Raw genomic sequence first — 22,328 nt, forward strand, 5'->3', positions numbered from 1 at the left:
TCATCGTGATCCCGGATCGCATCATCGAACAGGGCACGCTCAGCGCCCACGACGGGCGGGTCTCGGTGGAGGTGCGACTGCCCTGGTACCGCGCCCTGCCGGCCTCGTGCATCTCGGGAGCGAAGCTCGCCGTCGACGGTGTCGAGGCGCCCGTCGACTCGCTGCGCTGGCAGATGAACGGCGAGGAGTTCACCTTCGCCGACATGAAGACGAACACCGAGCAGTGGTGGTTCCCCACCGACTCGGCCGTGCTGTCGGGAGAGATCGGGGCGGATGCCGGGGAGCACGAGGTGCGCGTCGACCTCGAGCTCTACATCCCGTACATCATCATCGCCGACGACCAGGTGCTGCACATCGAAGAGCACGACACCAAGACCATGACCGTCCGCCAGGTCGAGGAGGCCCGCGCATGACCCTTCGACAGGCTCAGGGACCGGGAAAAGGAACGCCCATCCAGGGCGTCACGCTCTACAGCTTCACCCGCGCCTTCCACGGTCGCGAGTACGACCTCGACCAGCTCATCCGCAAGACCGCGGCCGAGGGATTCGGGCCGGGACTCGAGATCATCGGATTCTCGAGCTTCCGCGGGTTCCCCGAGATCGACGACCACTTCGCCGGGCGCTTCTCCGACCTCGTCGACGAGGTCGGGCTCGTGCGCACCTCGCTCGCGGTCAACGCCGACATCGGCCTGCGCCCCGACAAGCTCATGAACCAGGACGAGCTCCTCGCCTACATGCGCAAGCAGATCGCGGCGGCGGCGAAGCTCGGCTTCCCCATCGCGCGCGTGCAGATCTCTATCACGCCCGACTCGATGGAGGCGCTCGCCCCCATCGCCGAGGAGTACGGGGTCACCCTCGCCCTCGAGGTGCACGCCGACCAGTACGCCTCGCACCCGCGCATCCTCGCCCTTCGCGACCGCTACGAGAAGGTCGGCTCGCCCTTCCTCGGCTTCACGATGGACTGGGGCGCCACCGTCACCGGCTTCGCGCCCTCGCTGATCGAGGCCTACCGCCGGCGCGGCGCCTCGGAGGAGCTGCTGGCTGCGGTCGTGCAGCTGTGGGACGACTTCTACGAGCAGGGCCCGCCCGCCGACCAGTCCGACCACGGCCAGCGGTTCGGCCGGTTCATCGGCCTCGCGCACCAGCACGGCCGCCCCGACCTGGGCATCGACTTCGGCATCAACGGCACGGGTTTGTTCGGCCCGGCGCGCGTGGACGACTGGCTCGAGATCATGCCGTGGGTGAAGCACGTGCACGGCAAGTTCTTCGGCATCGACGAGAACGGGAACGAGCCCTCGGTGCCCGTCGCCGACCTCATCACCCTGCTCGTCGACAACGGCTACAGCGGGGCCGTCTCGAGCGAGTACGAGGGCTGGCACTGGAACCACTGGCAGAGCCCCTTCGAGATCATCCGCGGCGAGCAGGTCATCCAGCGGGCGGCGGCCGAGAAGGCCGGCTCCCGCATGATCACGGATGCCGCCGAGGCGCGCCGCGCCCTCGACGCCCACCTCGCGCACGCCGTGCGGGCCTGACCCTTCGACAGGCTCAGGGACCACCCTTCGACAGGCTCAGGGACCACCCTTCGACAGGCTCAGGGACCACCCTCGACAGGCTGAGCTTGTCGAAGCCTGAGGGACCCCGGCCGAGGTGGCTGAGCCCGTCGAAGCCACCGGGACCCGCTCCGACTCACGACCCAAGGACCGAAATGACGCACGACACCAACGGCATCGCCGGCACCGGCATCACGCTCGGCACCACCCTCTACTCGATGACGAGCGAGTTCGCGGCGGGCCTCTACACCCCCGAGACCCTCATCAGAGAGGTCCACGACCAGGGCATCGGCCCGGGCGTGGAGTTCAACTTCGCGCAGCTGCTGCGCTCGTACCCCGACGTCGACGCGGACTTCGTGAAGCTCTGGTTCGACTCGCTCGAGAAGTACGGCCTCGAGGCGAGCGCCGTGGGCACCAACCTCGACATGGGTCGTCGCAAGTACCGCGACATGACCCCCGACGAAGAGCACGACTTCTTCGCGCGGCAGTTGAAGTCGGCGCACACGCTGGGCTTCAAGAGAGTCGTGATCCGCTCGGCCGGCAAGGAGTTGCTCCGCCGCCTGCTGCCGCTCGCGGAGAAGTACGACCAGAAGCTCGGCTACGAGATCCACGCCCCCTCGGGGCCCAACGACCCCAAGGTCCTCGAGATCCGCGAGGTCTACGAGGAGCTCGGCAGCGATCGACTCGGCTTCACCGCCGACTTCTCCTCCACCATGCACTCCCTCTCGCCCACGCTGCTGCGCACGCTCGGCCAGATGGGCATGGACGAGAAGCACTTCCCCGTCATGGAGGAGATCTGGCACGAGCCGACCCCGATGCACGTGCGCAACCAGAAGTTCGAGGACTACCTCTCGGGCGAGGGCGTCGACCCGTTGCGCTTCGGGCCGTTCACGCGCCTCGCCTTCAACATGCACGGCCTCGTCGCTCCCGAGGAGTGGCTCGACATCATGCCGCAGATCTTCCACGTGCACGCGAAGTTCTACGACATCGGCGCCGACGGCGAAGAGCCGGCCATGGACATCCCGCGCATCGTGAAGCAGTTCGTGGTCGGCGGGTATCAGGGCTACCTCTCGAGCGAGTGGGAGGGTCATGCCTTCAGCGACCTCGGTGAGAGCGACCCCATCGACCTCGTGAAGAAGCAGCACGCGCTCATGCGCCGTGCCATCGAAGACACCGTCGCCGCCCGCGACTCCGCCGCGCAGCCAGCCTGACCCGTCCACCTCACGAAGGAGTGAGCATGTCGAACACCGCCACCACGGCATCCGTCGAAGATCTCATCGCCGAGGTCGCCCGCCTGCGCGAACAGGTCGAGGCGGCGCACGCCCTCGCCCAGCGCGCCGAAGACCGCGGACAGGTCGAGAACCTCTTCAACCGCTACATGTACCTGCACAACGCCTTCGAAGACGAGCAGATCATCCCGCTGTGGGTGAAGAAGGGGACCGAGGGCATCCGCGCGCGTTACACCAACGCCGGCCAGTACACGACCTGGCAGAGCGTGACCGAGTACCACCGCGGACGCCCGCACCCCGAGGGCAAGCTGATCCTCCACGCTACGAACACCCCGGTGATCGAGGTCGCCGCCGACGGCAAGACCGCCAAGGGCGTCTGGATGATGGCCGGGACCGAGTCGGGTCTGACCGACCCGAAGGTCGCCGAGGCCTTCCCCGACATGTACTCGCCCGACGAGGTGCTCGGCAAGAAGGTCTGGGCGCACTGGGTCTGGTGCAAGTACGCCATCGACTTCCTCAAGCAGGACGGCGAGTGGAAGTTCTGGAAGTTCCGCTGCTACGAGCTGGCGCGCGCGCCGTTCGAAGAGAACTGGGTCGCCTTCGGCCTGAAGAACCAGGGGGCCTTCGACCTCGACCTCATGTACTTCGGCGACGACGGCAAGCCCGTCTTCATGCCGCCGGCCGACGAGCCGGTGCCGTCGGAGAACCACCCCTACAGCCCCGAGACCACGCAGAAGCTCGAGCCCGTGCCGCCGGTCGCGCACGACCGCTTCACCGACACCTTCGCCTAGGAGCCCCCATGGCCACTCACAACTCCCTCTTCGCCGAGAAGGACGTGCGTCGCACCGACGACGGTCTCGCGGTCTCGGTGCAGCTGCCCTGGTACCGCAGCCTCTGGTTGTCGGCCGTCGACGACGTCGCCGTCACCGTGAACGGTGTGGCCGTCGCGAAGGACGACCTGCGCTTCGCGCTCGAGGGGCGCAAGTACCGCATCGAGGAGCTGCCCGAGCAGTCCGAGACCCTGTGGTTCGTCGCCGACCGCCCCGACGTGCTGATCCACCTCGACACCCCGCCCGCCGCGGGTGAGAAGGTCACCGTCGAGGTCGTGCTGACGATGCGTCTGCTCTACATGCAGATCATGCCGGGTGCCGACGGTGGCCCCGGTCGCTACGTCACCAACCGGGTTCCGGTCGAGCGCGAGCTGGTGCTGGCATGACCCTCGCCGCGCGCCCGCTACGCGTGGGGATGATCGGCTACGGCTTCATGGGGGCGGCCCACTCCGTGGGCTGGCGCCAGGCGCCGCGCATGTTCGACCTGCCCCGTGCGGTGGAGATGACCGTGGTGGTGGGACGGAATCCGGATGCCGTGGCCTCCGCGGCCGCCAAGTGGGGGTGGGCGGAGTCGGCCACCGACTGGCGCGAGGTCATCGCGCGCGACGACATCGACATCGTCGACATCGTGACCCCGGGCGACTCGCACGCCGAGATCGCGATCGCGGCGCTCGAGGCGGGCAAGCACGTGCTGTGCGAGAAGCCGTTGGCCAACACCGTGGCCGAGGCCGAGGCGATGGCCGAAGCGGCTGAACGGGCGCGGGCTCGTGGCATCCGGTCAATGGTGGGGTTCACGTACCGTCGCGTTCCGGCGGTCACGCTGCTGCGCGACATGATCGCCGAAGGCGCGGTCGGCACGGTGCAGCAGGTGCGGGCGGCCTACCGGCAGGACTGGCTCGTCGACCCCGAGATGCCGCTGGCGTGGCGTCTGCAGAAGGAGCACGCGGGCTCGGGAGCCCTCGGCGACATCGGCGCGCACATCATCGACATGACGCAGTTCGTCACGGGACTGGGGGTCGAGAGGGTCTCGGGCACGATCGACACGATCGTCACGGAGCGTCCGCTGCCGAGCGACGGCTCGATGGGCCTGGCCAAGGGCGCGGGCGCAGCCGAGAAGGGCGCGGTCACGGTCGACGACGTCGCGATCTTCACCGGTCGCCTCCAAGGCGGCGCCCTGGTGTCGTTCGAGGCCACGCGCTTCGCCACCGGCCGCAAGAACGCGCTCACCATCGAGGTGTCGGGAGACCGGGGCGCTCTCGCCTTCGATCTCGAAGACCTGAACAGCCTGCGCTTCTACGACCGCACGGCGCCCGACGGCCGGCAGGGGTTCACGCAGATCCTCGTGACCGAGCCCCAGCATCCGTTCGTCTCGGCATGGTGGCCCGCGGGGCACATGCTCGGCTACGAGCACGGCTTCACCCACCAGGTCGTCGACCTCGTCGACGCGATCGACGCCGGCACCGACCCGCACCCCTCGTTCGACGAGGGGCTGCGCGTGCAGCGCGTGCTCGACGCGGTCGAACGCAGTAGTGAGAACGATTCGGCCTGGACCGGCGTCGCCGCCGGCGTCCCGGTCGCCTGACGCGAAGGAGCACCATGGCTCGCCCGATCACCCTGTTCACCGGCCAGTGGGCCGACCTGCCCTTCGAAGAAGTCGCCCGCCTCGCCGGGGAGTGGGGCTACGACGGTCTCGAGATCGCCTGCTGGGGCGACCACATCGACGTCTCGCGCTGGGACGACGCGGAATACGTGCGGTCGCGCCTCGACATCCTCGAGCGCAACGGCCTGAAGGTCTGGACGATCTCCAACCACCTCGTCGGCCAGGCGGTCTGCGACGATCCGATCGACGAGCGGCACCACGACATCGTGCCGCCGCGGGTGTGGGGCGACGGCGATGCCGAGGGTGTGCGACAGCGCGCGGCCGAAGACCTCAAGAACACGGCGCGCTTCGCCGCGAAGCTCGGGGTGAAGACCGTGACGGGGTTCACCGGCTCGAGCATCTGGAAGTACGTCGCGATGTTCCCGCCGGCATCGGACGCCATGATCGAGCGAGGCTACGCGGACTTCGCCGCCCGCTGGCATCCGATCCTCGACGTCTTCGAAGAGGTCGGCGTGCGCTTCGCGCTCGAGGTGCATCCCTCCGAGATCGCGTACGACTACTGGACCGCGAAGAAGACGCTCGAGGCCATCGGCCATCGCGAGAGCTTCGGGTTCAACTTCGACCCCTCGCACTTCGTGTGGCAGCAGCTCGACTCGGTCGCGTTCGTGCTCGACTTCGCCGAGCACATCTTCCACGTGCACTGCAAGGAGTCCACGACCAATCTCGACGGGCGCAACGGCGTGCTCGGCTCGCACCTGTCGTGGGACAACCCGCGGCGCGGGTGGACGTTCGTCTCGACGGGCCACGGCGACGTTCCGTGGGAGCCGCTGTTCCGCGCGCTCAACGCGGTCGGCTACGACGGGCCCACGAGCGTGGAATGGGAGGACGCCGGCATGGACCGCCTCGTCGGCGGGCCCGAGGCGCTCGCCTTCGTCCGCAAGCTCGGCGAGATCACCCCGCCCCACCAGCTGTTCGACGCCGCGTTCTCGCAGAAGGGCTGAATGATGACCGAGGTTCTGAACGTCCTCATCCTCTCGGGTCACATGACCATCGAGCACGACAACGCTCACCGCAGCTTCCGTCTGCACAACCAGTGGATCACGACGCTGCTCGAAGACACTGGGCGCTTCAAGGTCCGTGTCGTCGAAGACCCGCGTGGTCTGCCGGCGAGCGTCATCGACAAGTACGACGTGCTCATCGTGATCTTCGAGGGCCGCGACGGCTACCACGACATGGCCACCGGGTTCGGGGCCGAGACCGACGCCGCGATCCTGCGCTTCGTGCACGACGAGGGCAAGGGCATCGTCTGGTTCCACGGTTCCGCAGCTCAAGAGGACCGCTGGGGTTACCCCGAGGAGTACAACGTCATGCGCGGCGCCAAGCTCAGCGCGTGGGAGACGGGCCTGCGCCCCCGGCCGTGGGGCGAGGCGCAGCTGCACACGACCGAGCCACGGCATCCGATCACCGAGGGCATCAACGCGACCTGGACCGTCACGGGAGACGACATTCTGGTCGGCGTGCAGATGTACGACGGCGCCCAGGTGCTGTTGACGACCTTCGATGACCTCGAGGCGTACGAGAAGGCGCCGGTGTGGCCGATGTCGCACTACCCGGTCGACATCCCTCCCGAGGGCATCGCGGCCCTCCCCGGCATCAACACCGAGCAGCCGCTCGCATGGATCAACGAGTACGGCGCGGGCCGGTCGTTCACCATCACCATCGGTCACGACATCGACACGTTCCGGCGCATCGAGTTCATCCGCATGTTCCCGCGCGGGGTGGAGTGGGCGGCGACCGGCGAGGTCACGCTGACCGGCCCGGATCGCCGCGGCGACCGCCGCATCAACCCCTGGCCGTACTACAACGGCGAGGGGTGACGCGGGCCGCGTCGCGCCGCCGAGTGCCGACGCGTCACGAGAACAGGGGATCTCCCCGGAACAGGCCGTTCCGGCGCGAATCGCCCTGTTCTCGTGCCATCCCCTGTTCTGGTGACCGACGCCGCCGCGCGCTGGGGTGAAGGAGACACGAGCATGATCCGCATCGGCATCCTGGGCGCCGGCGGCATCGCCGAGCGCGCGATGGTCGAGCCCGCGCGCGAGGTCGAGGGGGTGGAGGTCGTCGCGATCGGCGCCCGTGACCCCGAGCGGGCAAGAGCGTTCGCCGAGCGGCTCGCTCTGCCCGCGTGGGGAGACTACGAGGCGGTCCTGTCCGACCCGCGGATCGACCTCGTCTACCTCGCGCTGCCCCCGATCGTGCATCGCGAGTGGGCCACGAAAGCGCTCGCGGCGGGCAAGAACGTGCTGTGCGAGAAGCCGCTGTCGGCCAACGGCGACAGTGCGGCCGCGATCGCCGATGCGGCGGATGCCGCGGGACTCCGCGCCTTCGTCGGATTCCACTTCCGCCTGCACGGCTTCATCCGCGAGCTCGTCGACACGATCCGCTCGGGCGAGCTCGGCGAGGTGAAGCTGGTCGAGATCGACTTCAGCATCCCCCACTTCGTGGTGAAGCCCGGCAACATCCGCCTCGACGGCGACCTCGCGGGCGGTGCCGTCATGGACGTCGGCTGCTACGCGGTCGACCTGCTGCGCGCGGGGTTCGGCGAGCCCGAGGTGGTCACGGCGATCGCGCAGACGTACGACGCCGACCCGCGCATCGACCTGCAGACCGATGCCGAACTGCGGCTGCCCGGCGGCATCACCGCGCTCGTGCGCGCGTCGTTCCTCGGCGACGACAAGGGTGCGATGTGGGTGCGGGTCGACGGCTCGCGCGCTTCGCTCTGGGCGACGAGCGTGATCGTGCCGCAGTGGGGCGCGACGCTCACGGTGACCTCCGCCGACGGCCACGAGCTGCGTTCCGTCGCCGCCGACCCGGCCGAGAACAGCTACGCGCGCCAACTCGAGCACCTGCGCGACGTGCTCGCCGACGGGTCGGAAAGCGTGCTCGACGCCCGCTGCGGTGTCGGCACGATGCGGGTGGTCGACGCGATCTACCGCGCCGCGGGTCTGCAGCCACGCTGACGCCCGTCGCCTCACGTCACGAGAACAGGGGGATGCGTCGAGAACAGGCCGTTTCGGCACGGATCCCCCTGTTCTCGTGGCATCTCCTGTTCTGGTGACCGGCCCAGCGGAAGGGGCGGCGGCCGCACGGCCACCGCCCCCGGGACCGTGGCTTCAGGCCGGAACCCGCGCCCCGTCGAGGATCGGACGCAGCACCTTCTGCACGTACCAGCCGGCGACCATCGTGCTCTCGGCCGGGTGCGGGCTCTGGTCGGATTCGACGACGATCCAGCCGCGGTAGCCGTGCTCGGCCAGAGCGCCGACGAAGCCCTCGAAGTCGACCAGCGCGCGCTCGTCGCTCGGCTCGTAGAACCAGCGCAGGATCTTGCGCGCGCCGCCCTCGGTGCGGATGAACTGCTCCGCGTGCGGGGTGCAGGCCTCGGCGTCGTCGACGGTCTCGCGCGCGTCCTTCAGCTGCACGTGCACCACGCGGTCGGCGTGACGACGGTAGAGGGCGACCGGGTCGATGCCGGCGATCGCGAGTTCGGCCGTGTCGATCGCGAGGCCGACCGTGTCGGCATCCGTCGCCTCGAGCAGCCGCGAGATGCCGTCGTCGAGGCGCAGCGCCGAGAGGAAGTCGACGTGAAGGCCCAGGCTGACGCCGTCGGCCGCGATGGCCGCGCCGACGGTGTTCCACAGGGTCGCGAGCACCTCGATCTGTTCCGCCGACAGGGCTCCGGTCTGCCACGCCGACGGCGCGGCGCGCACGACCAGCACGCTTCCGTTGAGGCGGCGGATCGCGTCGGAGAACCAGCGGGCGGTGCGCACGATCTGATCGGCCGAGGCGGGATCCAACGGGTCGGGCCCACGCCCCATCTCGACCTCGAAGCCGACCGAGGGGTCGTAGACGTAGCTGCTGACCGCCTCGATCGCGCACGAGGTGAGGAACTCCCCGAACCCCTCGACCGATCCGTACAGGTCGGTGAGCTGCTGGGGTGTTCCCAGCGGCTCCCACGGTCCGAAGCTCACGGCGGTCAGCTCGATGCCCGAGAAGCCGCTGATGGATGCCGTCTTGAACGCCCGCTCGTGCTCGCGTTTCCGCACGAAGGAGTCGATGTTCGTATCCCACTGGTTGATGGCGTAGGCCCAGCGCACGTCGCTCATCGCGCGACCTCCTCGGTGTAGATACCGTCCAGGACGTTCTTGGCGTACCACCGCGCGATCGCGGTGCTCTCGGCGTAGTCGCCGCCGAGCTTGTCGGCCTTGTCGTGCTCGACGCTGATCCAGCCGGTGTAGCCGTGGTCGCGCACCGAACGCATCATCGCCTCGAAGTCGACCAGGCCCTCGTCGGTGCCCATCTCGTAGAACCACTTCTCGGTGGTCTTCGCCGACACCTCGGCATCCGGGAACATCCGGTAGTCGTCGTTGACGTCTGTGTGGCGGGTGTCTTTGAAGTGGAAGCCCGTGACGCGCTCGTGGTGCTTCTCGTACACGTCGACGGGGTCGACGTCGGCGATGCAGTGCTGCGCCGTGTCGACGAAGAACTTCACGTACTGCGGGTCGGCGTAGGAGTAGAACCGGTCGATCTGATCGCGCGTGCGGATGCCGGCGTAGAACTCGTGGTGGCAGGTGAGGTTGACCCCGTACTGCTGGGTGATCTCGCCCACCTGGCCCCACACGTCGGCGGCGTGCTTGAGCCCGTCGTCGGAGACGCCCGCCTCGTCGAAGAAGCGCGAGCCGGGCATGACGATGATGTTGTCGAGCTGGATGCCCGACCACATGTCCATCGTCCGCCGGAAGTCGTCGAGGATCGTGGCGTGGGTGGCCGGCACCTCGGGCGCGTAGCGATCGGGGGAGTAGTAGACCCCGTGGAAGGTGTTGACGATGCGCTCGAGACCCTGCTCCTGCACGAACTCCTGGTAGTTGGCGACCGAGCCGTACTGCTCGAAGATCTGCCAGATGCGGAAGTCGAAGGTGTCGATCGCGTCGAAGCCGACGGCGGCGACCTGCTGCAGGAAGCGCTTCATCGCAAGCTTGGACTGCCACTGGTCGTAGGGGCCTGCGGGTCCCTGCGCTCGCCAGTGGTCCATGTAGCTCCACTTGATGGGTCGGTCGGTCATTGCGTGCTCGCTCTCGAAAGGGAGGCGGATGGGTGACGGTCGGAGAGGGCGCCGGCGGCCATCGACAGATGACGCGAGGTCATCTCCCACGGGTCGTCGTCGAGCCACTCCTGGCCGCCCCACTCGCTGCAGAGCGTGCCGGTGAAGCCCGTCGCGGAGAGGGCTGCGCCCACGTCGCGAAGGGGGTCGGAGATCCGATGGTCGGCGTCGTCGAGGTCCCAGAACTTCAGGTGCACCGCACCGAGAAGAGGGAGGACGGATGCCAGATCGGAAGCCCGCGCGCGTCCGAAGCGCACGAGCAGGTTCATGTAGAGGGTGTGCACGGCGCCGGGCACCTGCCCCGAGCGCAGCAGAGCGACGACCGCGTCGTGGGTGGCGGGATCGCGCCAGTCGTCGCGCATGCGCCGGAGCAGATCGGCCGGGATGCCGCCGCGCTCGAGCCGGTCGAGATAGGTCACCGGGAGGGCGGGCATGAGCATGCTGATGTCGAGCAGCAGCCGCACGTGCGGGGTGTCGAGCTGGGCGATCCGGTCGTAGGCCGCGGGCTTCGTGGCGGGGGTCTCGTGGCCCTGCGCCTCTTCGAACAGCACGAGGTCGAGCTCTTCGAGCAGGGGCACGAGCCCGTCGAGCAGCGCTCCCGCCTGGCCGATCGGCAGGCGCACCCCCGTCGCGCCGACGGCGGCCGCCGCGCGGAGCTGTGGTTCGAGGAAGGCTCGGCGCTCGGCATCCGACCGTCGTCTGCCCCCGATGAATTCGTCGATGCTGACACCCACGATGCTGACGCGCCCGCCCGCGGCGGCGAGCCGGTCGCGGAAGGCGTGGGCGTCGTCGTGCGGAGGGTCGGGGAATCCGCGCCACATCTGGCCGAGCTCGATCTCGATGGCCGCGGCGACGTCGCGCTCGACCAGGGTGGCGGCGAGGTCGGGGGCCGTGCGCTCGGCGCGGATCACCTCGGGGGTGAGGTTGAAGGCGCTGGCGGTGAGCTGCCAGCCGTCGGGGAGGGTCATTCCACCCCTCCCGCGTCGCGCGCCACGCTCGGCGAGGTCGCGCCCGCCTCCAGTACGCGGGAGAAGGTGAACGGCAGGCGCAGGGGAGCGTCAGGGCCGCCGGGCAGGTACGGGATCTCGAGCGAGAACGACACCGCGACCTCGTGGGGGCCGGGGGAGGCGGCATCCGGAATCTCCAGCACCACGCGGTCCTGGATGTACCACCACGCGTCTTCGGCGCACAGGTCGGACGGGGCCACGCGGCGGTCGCCGAGGGCGATGACGGGCGTTCGACGGATGCCGTCGATCTCGACGGTCGGCTCGATGAGGCTCGCGAGGGGGAGGGAACGGATCCACGGCAGCGAGACGCGCACCTGGGTGCGCCCGGCGGCGGTCCGCAGCGCGTCGTCGCGCAGGGCGGAAAGGGTCATGGCGGGCACGTCCTCGTGTCGCGGCACGCGGGATGCGCGCTTCAGGTCATAACCTACCGACTAATGTCGAAAAGAGGAAGAAGTAGGTCCTACGCCCCGCGGACCGCAGCGACGGTCGGACGTCCGTCGGCGAACCATCGCGGCAGGCTCACCTCGAACAACTGCTCGCGCGCGAGATCGACACCGCCGCGGATCGGTTCGCTGCGGTCGTTCTCGCTCGTGCGGATCACGAGGTCGCGCGTGGCGAGGGGCAGCGAGAGCTCGTAGACGCGGTGGCGCACCTCGGCGAGGAACAGTTCGCCCGCCGACGCGACGGCTCCGCCGACGACGATCACGCTCGGGTTGAACATGTTCACGAGGGCGGCGACGGCCTCGCCGATGTGCCGCGCCGACGCCTGTACGAGCGAGATGGCGAGCGGATCCCCGCGCTCGGCCGATCGCGAGACCACCTCGGGGGTGAGTTCGTCTCCGGATGCCGCGCTGTCGGCGAGCAGCCCCGTGGCGCCGTCGGCGATGGCGGCGTGGGCGTCGCGCACGAGGGCCCATCCGCCCGCGACGGCCTCGAGGCACCCGGTCTTGCCGCAGCGGCATACGTGCTCGGAGCCCGGAACGCGGACGTGACCCATGTCGCCGGCCGCGCCGTTCGCCCCGCGGTGGAGGCGCCCGTGCGAGACGAGGCCCGCGCCGATGCCGGTGCCGACCTTGCAGTAGATGAGGTCGGTGTTCTCGTCGCGACGCCGCGCGCGCTCGCCGGCTGCGAGCAGGTTGACGTCGTTGTCGACCCAGACCGGGGCGCCGTAGCGCTGCTCGAACACGGTGCGCACGTCGAAGCCGTTCCAGCCCGGCATGATCGGCGGCGCGACGGGCCGCCCGCTGTCGAAGTCGACGGGGCCGGGCAGGCCCACGACGATCGCCCAGACGGCCGTGCCGTCGTCTTCGGCGAGCAGCTCGTCGACCATCGTCGTCGCCGTGGCGAGGGTCTGCTCGGGCCCGGTGGCGATGTCCCACGCGCGGTGGGCCTCGTGCAGGATCGTGCCGTCGAGGTCGGTGACGCCGACGTGGATGTGCAGGCCGCCGAGGGCGCACACGACGATGCGTCCGCGTTCGGTGCGGAAGCGGAGGGTGCGGGGCGCGCGGCCGCCCGACGAGGGGGCGTACTCGGCGTCTTCGAGGAAGCCCATCTCGACGGCGCGATCGACGCGCTGTGCGACGACGCCTCGACCGAGGCCGGTCACGCGTCCGATCTCGGGGCGGGTCACGGCCTCGCCCGATCGCACCATGTTGACGATGCGCAGCAGGCTCGTGACCTCGTCGGTCTGCGCGCCGAAGCGGAGGGTGGACACGTTGGCCATGCGTTGATCTTCACACAGGAGAGAGCGTGTGCTGCCGGAATCGCGAGATCTATGGTTCATTAGTCCCTGACTTCGGTGTAATTCGTGCTGAAGTGGCGAGGAGGCCGCAATGACGTGGGGCGTGGGCATCATCGGCTCTGGGCCGGGAGTGGCGGCGCTGCACGCCCCCACCCTCGCCCGCACCGACGGGGACTTCCGGCTCGTGCACGTCAGCGACGCCGGCAGCGGGCGGGCCGCGGTCATCGCGGAGCGCTTCGGAGCGCGGGCTTCGTCGGGCGTCGACGCGCTGTTCGCCGACCCCGACGTCGACGTCGTCGCGGTGTGCAGCCCGCCGTCGCTGCACGCGCAGCACGTGCGGGCGAGCCTCGCCGCCGGCCGGCGCGCGATCTTCTGCGAGAAGCCGCTCGCCGACACCGCCGACGAGGCCGACCGTCTCGTCGCCGAGTGCGCCGCGGTCGGCGCGCTGCTGGTCGTCGGCACGAACCATCTGTTCGACCCCGCGTGGACGCGGGCGACGCACCACCTGAGCGCGCTCGACGGACGGATCTCGGCGGTGACGGTGACCCTGTGCCTCTCGCCGAACGATCGCTATCACGCGCTGACGATGGGCGAGCCGCTTCCGGCGGGGGCGCCCGTGCGCCGCCCACCCCTCGACCTCGACGATCCCGAGCAGAGCGCGGCGATCGTGCGTCAGCTCGTGGCCGGGCTCGGGGTGCACGATCTGCCGCTCGTGCGCGATCTCGTGCCGGCTGTGCCCGACCTGGTGTGGGCCCGGCCGGTGGCGCCCGTGGGGTTCGATCTGGCGCTGCGTGCGAACGGCGCTCTCGTGCGCTTCACGACCGTGATGCTCCCCGAGGGGGCTGACTCGCTGTGGCGGGTGAGCGTGATCACCGCGGGTGCCCGGGTCGAGGTCGAGTTCCCTCCACCGTTCGTCCACGTCGGCGGGGCGCGCACGACGGTGCGCGATGCGCAGGGCGTGCAGACGGTGTACCCGATCGATCGTCGCGATGGGTACGAGGTCGAGTGGGGCGCGCTCGCGGCCCTGCTGCGCGGAGAGGCGGCGATGGAGTACGACGAACTGCGCGCCGACGCGGCCTTCGTGCTGGCGATCGCCGACGGCGCGGCCGCGGCCGTTCGGGCGGGGGCCGGACGATGACCGCGATCGAGGTGTGGACGGATGCCGCCGCGTACCGTGCGGCCGTGGCCGAGCTCGCGCCGCGGCTCCGGCCCGGCCGTGGCGTCGATGCCATTCGCGTGGTCGAGGGGCGTGGCGCGTGGTGGGACCGCCTCGTCGACGCGGCGGCGTTCGTGGTCGATGAGCCCGCCCCCGCCCCCGCTGCTGCTCACGAGCGCCTCGCGCTGATCGCCGCGCCGGTGGTCGTCATGCGCCGGCGCCTGCGCCCCGACGTCGTCGCCGACGCCATCGACCCGGCCTCGTCACCGCGACACGTCGTCGTCGACGCCTGGGGTGGGCGGACGGATGCCGCGACTCTTCTCCGCGACGCGTTCGGGTGGGCACGGGCCCTCGCCGGCGGTCCATTGGGCATCGTCGACCGCGCCGACACGACGACGGCCACGACCATCGCCCTACGCGGGACCGGCGGCATCGGCGTCAGCGTGACCCGAGCGATCGGCGGCGGGGTGGGCGGAGCGCTGGTCGCCACGGCGCTGGGGCCGCGCCGCGTCGAGGTGCGCGTGGACTCCGCGTCGCCGTTGGCCGAGGTCGCGTTCGATGACGACCAGGGGCGCCGCATCCAGCCCGTTCGGCGGGAGTCGCCGGAGCGTCTCGCGCTGCGGCGGATTCTGGAGGCGGTCGAGTCGGGCGCGGCGCTGAGCGACCTCGATGAGCTGGCGGCGGATGACACGGTCATCCCGCCGTGTTCCGGATGAGCCGCCATCGCCGGAGCATGTCCCTCTTTTGGTCGGATGGAACCTCCGCAGGCGACCACATATGGGACATGCACCGCGATAAGTGGGACGAGGGTCGCCTGGCTTCGGGGCGCCCGCGGCATCCTCGCGCGGCTCGGCGGCGGCGGATAAGTCAGACCGATGCCCGGCATTCACAGAATCGGATTCCCTGATATCCACTTCGGTCCGATAGTGGAAGAAGAGTCGGAACGACCCGATTCACTCGAAAGGATCGAAGATGATCAAGCTTCTCTCTCATCTGTCGTTCGTCGCGATCACGACTCCCGATGTCGAGGCGTCGGTGGACTTCTACGTCAACCAGGTGGGTCTGACCGAGGTCGCGCGCGAAGACGGCCGTGTCTACCTGCGGTGCTGGGGCGACTACTACGCCTACTCCGTCGTCGTCGCCCAAGGGGACGAGCCCTCGCTCGAAACCATGGCCTGGCGCACCTCGTCGGCTGAGGCGCTCGAAGAGGCCGCGAAGCGCGTGCAGGCGGCCGGTATCGAGGGTGAATGGTTCGAGGGTCGGGGCATCGGCCGCGCCTTCCGCTTCACCGGACCCCAGGGCCACAACATGACCCTGCACTGGGACGTCGAGCGTCACCGCGCCGAGCCCCACACCGCCTCGATCTACCCCGATCGTCCTGAGAAGCGCAGCCCCGTCGCCGGTGCCCCGCGCCAGCTCGACCACGTCACGGTCGCCGCCAAAGACGTCGACGCGTTCGTGCAGTGGTACGTCGACACGCTCGGCTTCCGCTTCATGGCCCGCACGGTGCTCGACGAGGCGCCCATCTCGGTGTTCTCGGTGCTCACCACCAACGAGAAGTCGCACGACCTCGGCGTCGTGCTCGACGGCTCGAGCCGCGCCGGACGCATCAACCACTACGCGTTCTGGGTCGACACCCGCGAAGAGCTGCTCATCGCCGCCGATACCCTCATGGAGAACGGCGTGCCGATCGAATACGGCCCCAACATCCACGGCATCGGCGAGCAGACGTTCCTCTACTACCGCGAGCCCTCGAGCCTGCGCATCGAGCTGAACACCGGCGGGTACCGCAACTACGTGCCCGACTGGGAGGCCAACACCTGGAAGCCCTCGCTCGGCTCGAACAACATGTACCGCAACGGCGCCATGCCCATGTCGATGACCGAATCGTTCCCGCCCGCCGACGGCCCCAGCGCCACCGAAGAGGGCGTGCCCGACGAGATCAAGGACGCCCTGCTCAACCCCTACGCCGTCCAGGGTCGGGGCTGAGCGACCATCCCGGTCGGGGAAAGTGAGCACCACCATGACGACCGCACCCTTCGCGCTCGCGCGCTTTCGACAGGCGGATGCCGTGCGCATCGGCCTCGTCGCCGGAGACCGCATCCGCGCGCTCACCGATGACGAATTGGGTGGGGGTCTGAACGCGTTCCTCGCCGACCCCGACTGGGATCGCCTCGAAGCCCTGGCCTCGGCACAGGACGAGGCCTCGGGGGAGTGGCATCCGCTCTCCGAGGTCATCCTCACGGCGCCCGTCGAACCGCGGCAGGTGCTGCAGACCGGCGCCAACTACCGCGAGCACGTCATCCAGCTCGTCGCGGCAGGCCTGACGCAGAACACCGACCGCACGCCCGAAGAAGCGCACGCCTTCGCCGCCGAGATGATGGACGAGCGCGCCCGCAGCGGCGAGCCGTACTTCTTCATCGGCCTCACCGCGTGCGTGGTCGGCGACGACGTGCCGCTCGTGCTGCCCGCGTACAGCGAGGTGCACGACTGGGAGCTCGAGCTCGCCGTCGTCATCGGCCGCGAAGCCTTCCGCGTCTCGCGCGAGGACGCGCTCGCCCACGTCGCCGGGTACACGATCGTCAACGACATCACCACGCGCGACCTCGTGTTCCGGAAAGACATGAAAGAGATCGGCACCGACTGGTACCGGGCGAAGAACGCCCCCGGCTTCCTGCCGACCGGTCCTCTGCTGGTGCCCGCGCGGTTCGTCGACCCGGCCGACACCCCGGTGCGCCTCGAGCTGAACGGGCAGGTGATGCAGGATGCCAACACCTCCGACCTTCTCTTCGACGTGCCGGCGCTCATCTCGGCGGCGTCGCAGACCCACCCGCTGCTGCCCGGCGACCTGCTGCTGACCGGCAGCCCCGCCGGCAACGGGCAGCACTGGAAGCGGTTCCTGCGCGACGGCGACGTCATGACCGGGACTATCGGCGCGCTCGGCACGCAGGTCGTGCGCTGCGTGGGGGAGCAGTCGTGACCCATCGACAGGCTCAGGGACCCCATCGACAGGCTCAGGGACCCCTTCGACAGGCTCAGGGACCCCTTCGACAGGCTCAGGGACCCCTGCCCTCGGAAGACCCCGCCGACCTCGATCGGCAGGACCCCGAGGCCGAGATCGCGCTGCGCGCCGAGGCGTTTCGCAACTGGGGGCGCTGGGGTGACGAGGACGTGCTCGGCACGCTGAACTTCATCGACGACGGCATCCGCCGCTCCGCCGCCGCGCTCGTACGCGAGGGACGCTCGATCTCGCTGTCGCAGCCGTTCGACACCGACGGCCCGCAGAAGGGCTGGCGCCGGCGCACCAACCCCGTGCACACGATGACCGACACCGGGACCGACGCCGAGCGCGGCAACCAGGGCTTCCCCCACGGCATCGGCGGCGCCGACGACGTGATCGCGATGCCCCTGCAGTGCTCGACGCAGTGGGACGGCCTCGGCCACATCTTCGACCACGGCTACGCGTGGAACGGCCGGCGAGCGGGCGACGTCGTCACCAGTGATGGCGACCTCGTCACCGGCATCGAGCACGCGGCATCCGTCATCGTCTCGCGCGGCGTGCTGCTCGACGTCGGCCGACACCTCTCGCCCGAGACCGGCGAGCTGGCCGACGGCCACGCCGTCACCGTCGCCGACCTCGAGGCCTGCGCCGCCGCGCAGGGCGTCGAGGTGCGCCGCGGCGACATCGTGCTCGTGCGCACCGGCGCCTACACGCGCGCTCGTCGCGACGGCTGGGGCGATTACGCCGGGGGCCCCGCGCCCGGGCTCTCGCTCACCACCGCGGGGTGGTTGCACCGCACCGAGATCGCCGCGATCGCGACCGACACCTGGGGGTTCGAGGTGCGCCCGAACGAGTTCGACGTGCCCGCCTTCCAGCCGCTTCACCAGGTCGTCATCCCGAACATGGGCCTGACGATCGGCGAGATGTGGGACCTCGACGAGCTGGCCGAGGCGTGCGCCGCGGCCGGTCGCTGGGAGTTCCTGCTCTCCGCCCCGCCGCTGCCGATCACCGGAGCGGTCGGTTCGCCGGTGAACCCCGTCGCTCTGCTGTAATTCCTTCACCGTTCACAGAACAGAGAGGTTCTGACATGACCGCCGTTCAGAAAGTCGCGATCGCCGGAGCCGGCGTCGCGGGCCTGGCCACCGCCATCTTCCTCGCGAAGGAGGGCGTCGAGGTCGACCTCTACGACGCCCAGCCCGCGCTCTCGACGCGCGGCTCGGGCATCACCCTGCAGGGCAACGCCCTGCGTGTCTTCGACGAGCTCGGCGTGTGGGACGAGGTGGCCGCCGCCGGCAAGGCGTTCGAAGGGCTCAACCTTCGCGCCCCCGGCCCGGGCGCTCCGGTCGTCGCGGCCCTGCCCGACCTCAAGACCGGCGGTCCCGACTACCCCTCGACGATGGGCATGTCGCGCCCCGACCTCGCCCGCATCCTGCTCGCGGCGGCCGAGGGTCACGGTGCCCGCGTGCACTTCGGCACGCGCGTGACTGGCGTCTCCGAAACCGCGGACGGCGTCGCGGTCGAGGTCGACGGGCAGCCCGCCGGCACCTTCGACCTGCTCGTCGGCGCCGACGGCCTGCACTCGGCGGTGCGCGAGATGATCGGCATCCACGTCGACCCCGAGCAGACCGGCATGGGCATCTGGCGCACCTTCGTGTCGCTGCCACCCGACGTCGACCGCAGCGAGCTGTACTACGGCGGGCCGATGTACATCGCCGGCTACACGCCCACCGGCGACGACACGATGTACGCCTTCCTCGTCGAGAAGGCCCAGGACCGCTCGCAGGTGGCGCCGGACGAAGCCCGACGCATCATGGTCGAGCAGTCGCGCGCTTACGACGGCCCGTGGAACCACATCCGCGCCGACATCGAGGCCGGCGCCGACGCGAACTACACGTGGTTCACCCGCCACCTCGTCGACGCCCCGTGGAACCGCGGTCGCGCCGTGGTCATCGGCGATGCCGCGCACAGCTGCCCCCCGACGATCGCGCAGGGTGCGGCCCAGGGTCTCGAGGACGCCGCGGTGCTGAGCGAACTGCTCGTGCAGCGCGACGCTGTCGACCAGGACCTGTGGGACGCCTTCCACGAGCGCCGCGTGGCGCGGGCGAAGGCAATCGTCGACGCCTCGGTGCAGCTCGGGCAGTGGCAGCTCGACGGCGTCCGCGACGCCGACATGGGCGGCCTCATGTTCGGCGTCGCGCAGCTCACGGCGGCCCGCGCATGAGCGCGACCGAGGGCCACGAGGTCACCGACGTCCACGCCCACCTGCTCATGCCGGGGCTCCACGCCGAGGTCGAGCGTCGCGTGCCCGACGAGGTGCAGGCCGCGGCCGACCTCGAGCTGCGTCGCAACGGACTCGCCAGCCTGCAGGCCTCGGGCCGCATGATCGGCGAGCGCTTCCCGCGGCTGACGTCGGTCGAGGCGCGCCTGGCCGCGATGGACGAACAGGGCGTCGACCGGCAGTGGGTGAGCCCCTCGCCGAACCACTTCTACCCATGGGCGAACGAGGGACTGGCCACGTGGGCCACGGGTGAGGCCAACCGCCTCGTCGCCGAGCACGTCGCCCTCGCCCCCGACCGTCTGGTCGGCCTCGGCACCGTGCCGCTGCAGCACCCGCACCTCGTGGTCGACGCGCTCGATGACGCGGTGCTCGGGCGCGGGCTCGCCGGGGTCGAGATCTCGTCGTTCGCGGGTGACGTCGAGCTCAGCGACGAGCGCCTCGAGCCCTTCTGGGCGCGGGCGGCGGAGTTGCGCGCGGTGGTGTTCCTGCACCCCTTCGGCTGCTCGCTCGACGAGCGCCTCGACCGGTTCTACCTCTCCAACACGGTCGGCCAGCCCACCGAGAACGCCGTCGCGCTGTCGCACCTCATCTTCGCGGGCGTGCTCGATCGGCATCCGGGACTCCGCCTGATCGCGGCGCACGGCGGCGGATACCTCCCCACCGCGATCGGCCGATCCGACCGGGCATGGGCGGTGCGACCCGAGGCGCGCGGGTGCGCGCACAAGCCGTCGAGCTACCTGTCGAAGCTGTGGTTCGACACCGTCGTGCACGACGAGCGGGCGCTGCGCTGGCTCGTCGAGGCGGCGGGCGCCGACCGGGTGCTGCTCGGCAGCGACTTCCCGTTCGACATGGGCCTCGACGACCCCGTGGCCTTCGTGCGCGGCGCGGGACTGGCCGACGCCGAGGTGACCGGCATCCTGGGCGCGAACGCCGCGGAGCTCCTGCGCACCCGGGTGCACGCGTGAGGATCGCGCGCTGGGCCGACGGCGCCGACGTGGGCGAGGGGTTCGTCGAGGCGGATGCCGTGGTGCCCTTCCCCGACGGGCTGCGGGTGGCCGAGGTACTGGCGCAGGGCTTATCGGCGCTGCCGGAGCTGTTCGCCCGCCGCGACGGCTCGCGAGCGCGGCCGCTGGCCGAGGTGCAGCTGCTCGCGCCTCTCGTGCCCGCCTCGATCCGCGACTTCGTGGCCTTCGAAGAGCACGTCGAGGGCGTCAGCGCCTCGGTCGACGGCAAGAGCGAGGTCGTGCCCGAGTGGTACGAGGCGCCGACCTTCTACTTCACCAATCCGCACACCGTGCGGGCGACGGGCGAGGTCGTGGCGATCCCCGAGACCCAGCGCCTCGACGTCGAGCTCGAGCTTGCCGCCGTCATCGGCGGGGTGGCGGGTTCGGACGGCGAGAACCTGGATGCCGCGACCGCGGCGACGCACATCTTCGGCTACACCGTGATGAACGACTGGTCGGCCCGTGACCTGCAGTCGCGCGAGATGAAGGTGCGACTGGGGCCCGCCAAGGGCAAGGACTTCGCCATGACGCTCGGCCCGTGGATCGTCACGGCCGACGAGCTCGAGCCCTTCCTCGACGACGACGGCTTCCTCGCGGTGCGGGCCGAGCTGTTCGTCAACGGCGAGCTGATCGGCCACGACCTCGTGTCGAACATGGGGTGGCCGTTCCCCGAGCTCGTCGCCTACGCGGCGCGCAACTCGGTCGTCGTGCCCGGCGACGTGCTCGGCTCGGGCACGGTCGGAGGCGGCGGGTGCCTCGGCGAGCTGTGGGGCCGGCGCGGCGGGCTCGACCCGCGGCCGCTCGAGCCCGGTGACGAGGTGCGACTGGTGATCGAGGGCGTCGGCGAGATCGTCAACGTCGTGGGCGAGCGCGTGCCCGCGCCGCCGATCCCGCGCGCGCGGCAGCGGTCGAGGGCGCGCTCGCGATGAGCACGCCCGGTGTCACCGGGAACCTCTTCGTCGTGACCGGCGCCGCCGGCGGCCAAGGGGCTGCCGAGGCGCTGGCGATCGCGCGGCAGGGCGGTCGGGTGATCGCGGTCGACCTCGCCGACGACGCCCCCGAGCTCGGCGCCGAGGACGCCGTGACCTATCGCCGACTCGACGTGTCGTCGGAGGCCGACTGGGCCGCGCTCGCCGCCGACCTCGCGGGCGAGCGCGTGCGCGGGCTCGTCAACAACGCCGGCATCACGCACCGCGCCCGCATCGGTGCGATCGAGCGCTCCGACTGGGACCGCGTCTTCGCGGTCAACGTCACGGCTGCGATGCTCGGCATCCAGGCTCTTCTGCCCCTGATGGACTCCGGCTCCTCGATCGTCAACATCGGCTCGGTGGCGGGACTGACGGGGCACTACACGGCGGCGTACACGGCGAGCAAGTGGGCGCTGCGGGGACTCACTCACGCGAGCGTCACGGAGCTCGGGCCGCGCGGCATCCGGGTCAATCTCGTGCACCCCGGCTTCATCGACACGGCGATGACCGCGAGTGCTCCGCCGGCGTTCCGGGCGGCGAACGAGGGGATCATCCCCCTGGGCCGCGCTGGCGAGGTCGGCGAGGTGGCGGGCATCGTCGCCTTCTTGCTGTCGGATGCCGCGGCCTTCCTCACCGGCGCCGAGATCGGCGTAGACGGGGGGCAGGCGTTGTCGGGGGCGGCGACCGTCCTCTCTCGCGCCGTCCTCTAATGTTGAATTTCGACATAAGTCGGCTATGATGAAGGCGACGTCGGGGCCCATCGGGTCCGTTCGCCCGGTGAGGGAGCCGGAGCGGCACACCCTGTCGCGT

The 22,328-nt window shown here is 70.2% G+C and carries 23 protein-coding genes; 18 read left to right on the forward strand and 5 right to left on the reverse strand.

The window, feature by feature from the left end; genetic code table 11:
* Positions 1-5 precede the first annotated feature (5 nt).
* The 9 genes from RWH43_RS06685 (at position 6) to RWH43_RS06725 (ending at position 8,225) form a co-directional block, all read left to right on the forward strand.
* A complete protein-coding gene (locus RWH43_RS06685) occupies positions 6-413 on the forward strand; it encodes a C-glycoside deglycosidase beta subunit domain-containing protein (protein ID WP_316001029.1) in 408 nt (135 codons plus the stop codon).
* Positions 410-1,531: a sugar phosphate isomerase/epimerase family protein gene (locus RWH43_RS06690; RefSeq protein ID WP_316001030.1), complete on the forward strand. Its 1,122-nt coding sequence runs from the start codon at positions 410-412 to the stop codon at positions 1,529-1,531. Before RWH43_RS06685 ends, RWH43_RS06690 begins: the two co-directional genes overlap by 4 nt.
* 173 nt (positions 1,532-1,704) lie before the next feature.
* The gene (locus RWH43_RS06695; protein WP_316001031.1) at positions 1,705-2,760 is read left to right on the forward strand and encodes a sugar phosphate isomerase/epimerase family protein; all 1,056 of its coding nucleotides are present in this window, start codon (positions 1,705-1,707) and stop codon (positions 2,758-2,760) included.
* A 26-nt stretch (positions 2,761-2,786) separates the two neighbouring features.
* Entirely contained in the window at positions 2,787-3,569 is a 783-nt protein-coding gene (locus RWH43_RS06700) for a nuclear transport factor 2 family protein (protein WP_316001032.1), read from the forward strand.
* Between the two features lie 8 nt (positions 3,570-3,577).
* Positions 3,578-3,994 carry a C-glycoside deglycosidase beta subunit domain-containing protein gene (locus RWH43_RS06705; protein ID WP_316001033.1) on the forward strand — a complete coding sequence of 139 codons (417 nt, stop codon included), beginning with the start codon at positions 3,578-3,580 and terminating at the stop codon, positions 3,992-3,994.
* Positions 3,991-5,190 (forward strand): Gfo/Idh/MocA family protein, encoded by a 1,200-nt coding sequence (locus RWH43_RS06710; RefSeq protein WP_316001034.1) that lies wholly within the window; start codon positions 3,991-3,993, stop codon positions 5,188-5,190. Before RWH43_RS06705 ends, RWH43_RS06710 begins: the two co-directional genes overlap by 4 nt.
* Positions 5,191-5,204: 14 nt before the next feature.
* Positions 5,205-6,209: a sugar phosphate isomerase/epimerase family protein gene (locus RWH43_RS06715; protein WP_316001035.1), complete on the forward strand. Its 1,005-nt coding sequence runs from the start codon at positions 5,205-5,207 to the stop codon at positions 6,207-6,209.
* 3 nt (positions 6,210-6,212) lie between these two features.
* The gene (locus tag RWH43_RS06720; protein WP_316001036.1) at positions 6,213-7,085 is read left to right on the forward strand and encodes a ThuA domain-containing protein; all 873 of its coding nucleotides are present in this window, start codon (positions 6,213-6,215) and stop codon (positions 7,083-7,085) included.
* 111 nt (positions 7,086-7,196) lie between these two features.
* Positions 7,197-8,225, forward strand: coding sequence for a Gfo/Idh/MocA family protein (locus RWH43_RS06725; protein WP_316001037.1), 1,029 nt, complete (start codon positions 7,197-7,199; stop codon positions 8,223-8,225).
* Between the two features lie 153 nt (positions 8,226-8,378).
* Here RWH43_RS06725 and RWH43_RS06730 read toward each other — a convergent pair whose 3' ends face one another.
* The 5 genes from RWH43_RS06730 to RWH43_RS06750 all read right to left on the reverse strand — a co-directional run bounded on the left by RWH43_RS06730 (position 8,379) and on the right by RWH43_RS06750 (position 13,093).
* Positions 8,379-9,368: a sugar phosphate isomerase/epimerase family protein gene (locus RWH43_RS06730; RefSeq protein ID WP_316001038.1), complete on the reverse strand. Its 990-nt coding sequence runs from the start codon at positions 9,366-9,368 to the stop codon at positions 8,379-8,381.
* Positions 9,365-10,324 carry a sugar phosphate isomerase/epimerase family protein gene (locus tag RWH43_RS06735; RefSeq protein WP_316001039.1) on the reverse strand — a complete coding sequence of 320 codons (960 nt, stop codon included), beginning with the start codon at positions 10,322-10,324 and terminating at the stop codon, positions 9,365-9,367. Before RWH43_RS06735 ends, RWH43_RS06730 begins: the two co-directional genes overlap by 4 nt.
* Entirely contained in the window at positions 10,321-11,331 is a 1,011-nt protein-coding gene (locus RWH43_RS06740) for a restriction endonuclease subunit R (RefSeq protein WP_316001040.1), read from the reverse strand. The genes RWH43_RS06735 and RWH43_RS06740 overlap by 4 nt, the downstream gene beginning before the upstream one ends.
* Positions 11,328-11,741, reverse strand: a complete 414-nt coding sequence (locus RWH43_RS06745; protein WP_316001041.1) for a hypothetical protein — start codon at positions 11,739-11,741, stop codon at positions 11,328-11,330. The genes RWH43_RS06740 and RWH43_RS06745 overlap by 4 nt, the downstream gene beginning before the upstream one ends.
* Positions 11,742-11,830: 89 nt before the next feature.
* Positions 11,831-13,093, reverse strand: coding sequence for an ROK family protein (locus RWH43_RS06750; protein WP_316001042.1), 1,263 nt, complete (start codon positions 13,091-13,093; stop codon positions 11,831-11,833).
* Between the two features lie 109 nt (positions 13,094-13,202).
* On the opposite strand from RWH43_RS06750, the gene RWH43_RS06755 reads away from it, so the two are divergent.
* The 9 genes from RWH43_RS06755 (at position 13,203) to RWH43_RS06795 (ending at position 22,228) form a co-directional block, all read left to right on the forward strand.
* Positions 13,203-14,249 (forward strand): Gfo/Idh/MocA family protein, encoded by a 1,047-nt coding sequence (locus RWH43_RS06755; protein WP_316001043.1) that lies wholly within the window; start codon positions 13,203-13,205, stop codon positions 14,247-14,249.
* Entirely contained in the window at positions 14,246-14,983 is a 738-nt protein-coding gene (locus RWH43_RS06760) for a hypothetical protein (protein ID WP_316001044.1), read from the forward strand. Before RWH43_RS06755 ends, RWH43_RS06760 begins: the two co-directional genes overlap by 4 nt.
* 256 nt (positions 14,984-15,239) lie before the next feature.
* A complete protein-coding gene (locus RWH43_RS06765; protein ID WP_268102668.1) occupies positions 15,240-16,256 on the forward strand; it encodes a VOC family protein in 1,017 nt (338 codons plus the stop codon).
* A gap of 34 nt (positions 16,257-16,290) precedes the next feature.
* Positions 16,291-17,247: a fumarylacetoacetate hydrolase family protein gene (locus RWH43_RS06770; RefSeq protein ID WP_316001045.1), complete on the forward strand. Its 957-nt coding sequence runs from the start codon at positions 16,291-16,293 to the stop codon at positions 17,245-17,247.
* A gap of 137 nt (positions 17,248-17,384) precedes the next feature.
* Positions 17,385-18,320, forward strand: coding sequence for a cyclase family protein (locus RWH43_RS06775; RefSeq protein WP_316001116.1), 936 nt, complete (start codon positions 17,385-17,387; stop codon positions 18,318-18,320).
* 35 nt (positions 18,321-18,355) lie between these two features.
* On the forward strand, positions 18,356-19,489 hold the full coding sequence (locus RWH43_RS06780) for an FAD-dependent monooxygenase (protein ID WP_307207227.1): 1,134 nt from the start codon (positions 18,356-18,358) through the stop codon (positions 19,487-19,489).
* Entirely contained in the window at positions 19,486-20,511 is a 1,026-nt protein-coding gene (locus RWH43_RS06785; protein ID WP_316001046.1) for an amidohydrolase family protein, read from the forward strand. The genes RWH43_RS06780 and RWH43_RS06785 overlap by 4 nt, the downstream gene beginning before the upstream one ends.
* Positions 20,508-21,479, forward strand: a complete 972-nt coding sequence (locus RWH43_RS06790) for a fumarylacetoacetate hydrolase family protein (RefSeq protein WP_316001047.1) — start codon at positions 20,508-20,510, stop codon at positions 21,477-21,479. Before RWH43_RS06785 ends, RWH43_RS06790 begins: the two co-directional genes overlap by 4 nt.
* Positions 21,476-22,228, forward strand: a complete 753-nt coding sequence (locus RWH43_RS06795) for an SDR family NAD(P)-dependent oxidoreductase (RefSeq protein WP_316001048.1) — start codon at positions 21,476-21,478, stop codon at positions 22,226-22,228. Before RWH43_RS06790 ends, RWH43_RS06795 begins: the two co-directional genes overlap by 4 nt.
* Positions 22,229-22,328: the final 100 nt, after the last annotated feature.

The organism is Microbacterium algihabitans (assembly GCF_032464975.1).
Taxonomy (GTDB): Bacteria; Actinomycetota; Actinomycetes; order Actinomycetales; family Microbacteriaceae; genus Microbacterium; species Microbacterium algihabitans.

Coding starts and splice junctions, on each gene's coding strand:
- RWH43_RS06750 (WP_316001042.1), bottom strand. CDS start 13,093: ATGGCCAACGTGTCCACCCTCCGCTTCGGCGCGCAGACCGACGAGGTC.
- RWH43_RS06715 (WP_316001035.1), top strand. CDS start 5,205: ATGGCTCGCCCGATCACCCTGTTCACCGGCCAGTGGGCCGACCTGCCC.
- RWH43_RS06740 (WP_316001040.1), bottom strand. CDS start 11,331: ATGACCCTCCCCGACGGCTGGCAGCTCACCGCCAGCGCCTTCAACCTC.
- RWH43_RS06735 (WP_316001039.1), bottom strand. CDS start 10,324: ATGACCGACCGACCCATCAAGTGGAGCTACATGGACCACTGGCGAGCG.
- RWH43_RS06720 (WP_316001036.1), top strand. CDS start 6,213: ATGACCGAGGTTCTGAACGTCCTCATCCTCTCGGGTCACATGACCATC.
- RWH43_RS06760 (WP_316001044.1), top strand. CDS start 14,246: ATGACCGCGATCGAGGTGTGGACGGATGCCGCCGCGTACCGTGCGGCC.
- RWH43_RS06700 (WP_316001032.1), top strand. CDS start 2,787: ATGTCGAACACCGCCACCACGGCATCCGTCGAAGATCTCATCGCCGAG.
- RWH43_RS06780 (WP_307207227.1), top strand. CDS start 18,356: ATGACCGCCGTTCAGAAAGTCGCGATCGCCGGAGCCGGCGTCGCGGGC.
- RWH43_RS06730 (WP_316001038.1), bottom strand. CDS start 9,368: ATGAGCGACGTGCGCTGGGCCTACGCCATCAACCAGTGGGATACGAAC.
- RWH43_RS06770 (WP_316001045.1), top strand. CDS start 16,291: ATGACGACCGCACCCTTCGCGCTCGCGCGCTTTCGACAGGCGGATGCC.
- RWH43_RS06705 (WP_316001033.1), top strand. CDS start 3,578: ATGGCCACTCACAACTCCCTCTTCGCCGAGAAGGACGTGCGTCGCACC.
- RWH43_RS06710 (WP_316001034.1), top strand. CDS start 3,991: ATGACCCTCGCCGCGCGCCCGCTACGCGTGGGGATGATCGGCTACGGC.
- RWH43_RS06795 (WP_316001048.1), top strand. CDS start 21,476: ATGAGCACGCCCGGTGTCACCGGGAACCTCTTCGTCGTGACCGGCGCC.
- RWH43_RS06690 (WP_316001030.1), top strand. CDS start 410: ATGACCCTTCGACAGGCTCAGGGACCGGGAAAAGGAACGCCCATCCAG.
- RWH43_RS06745 (WP_316001041.1), bottom strand. CDS start 11,741: ATGACCCTTTCCGCCCTGCGCGACGACGCGCTGCGGACCGCCGCCGGG.
- RWH43_RS06755 (WP_316001043.1), top strand. CDS start 13,203: ATGACGTGGGGCGTGGGCATCATCGGCTCTGGGCCGGGAGTGGCGGCG.
- RWH43_RS06695 (WP_316001031.1), top strand. CDS start 1,705: ATGACGCACGACACCAACGGCATCGCCGGCACCGGCATCACGCTCGGC.
- RWH43_RS06785 (WP_316001046.1), top strand. CDS start 19,486: ATGAGCGCGACCGAGGGCCACGAGGTCACCGACGTCCACGCCCACCTG.
- RWH43_RS06765 (WP_268102668.1), top strand. CDS start 15,240: ATGATCAAGCTTCTCTCTCATCTGTCGTTCGTCGCGATCACGACTCCC.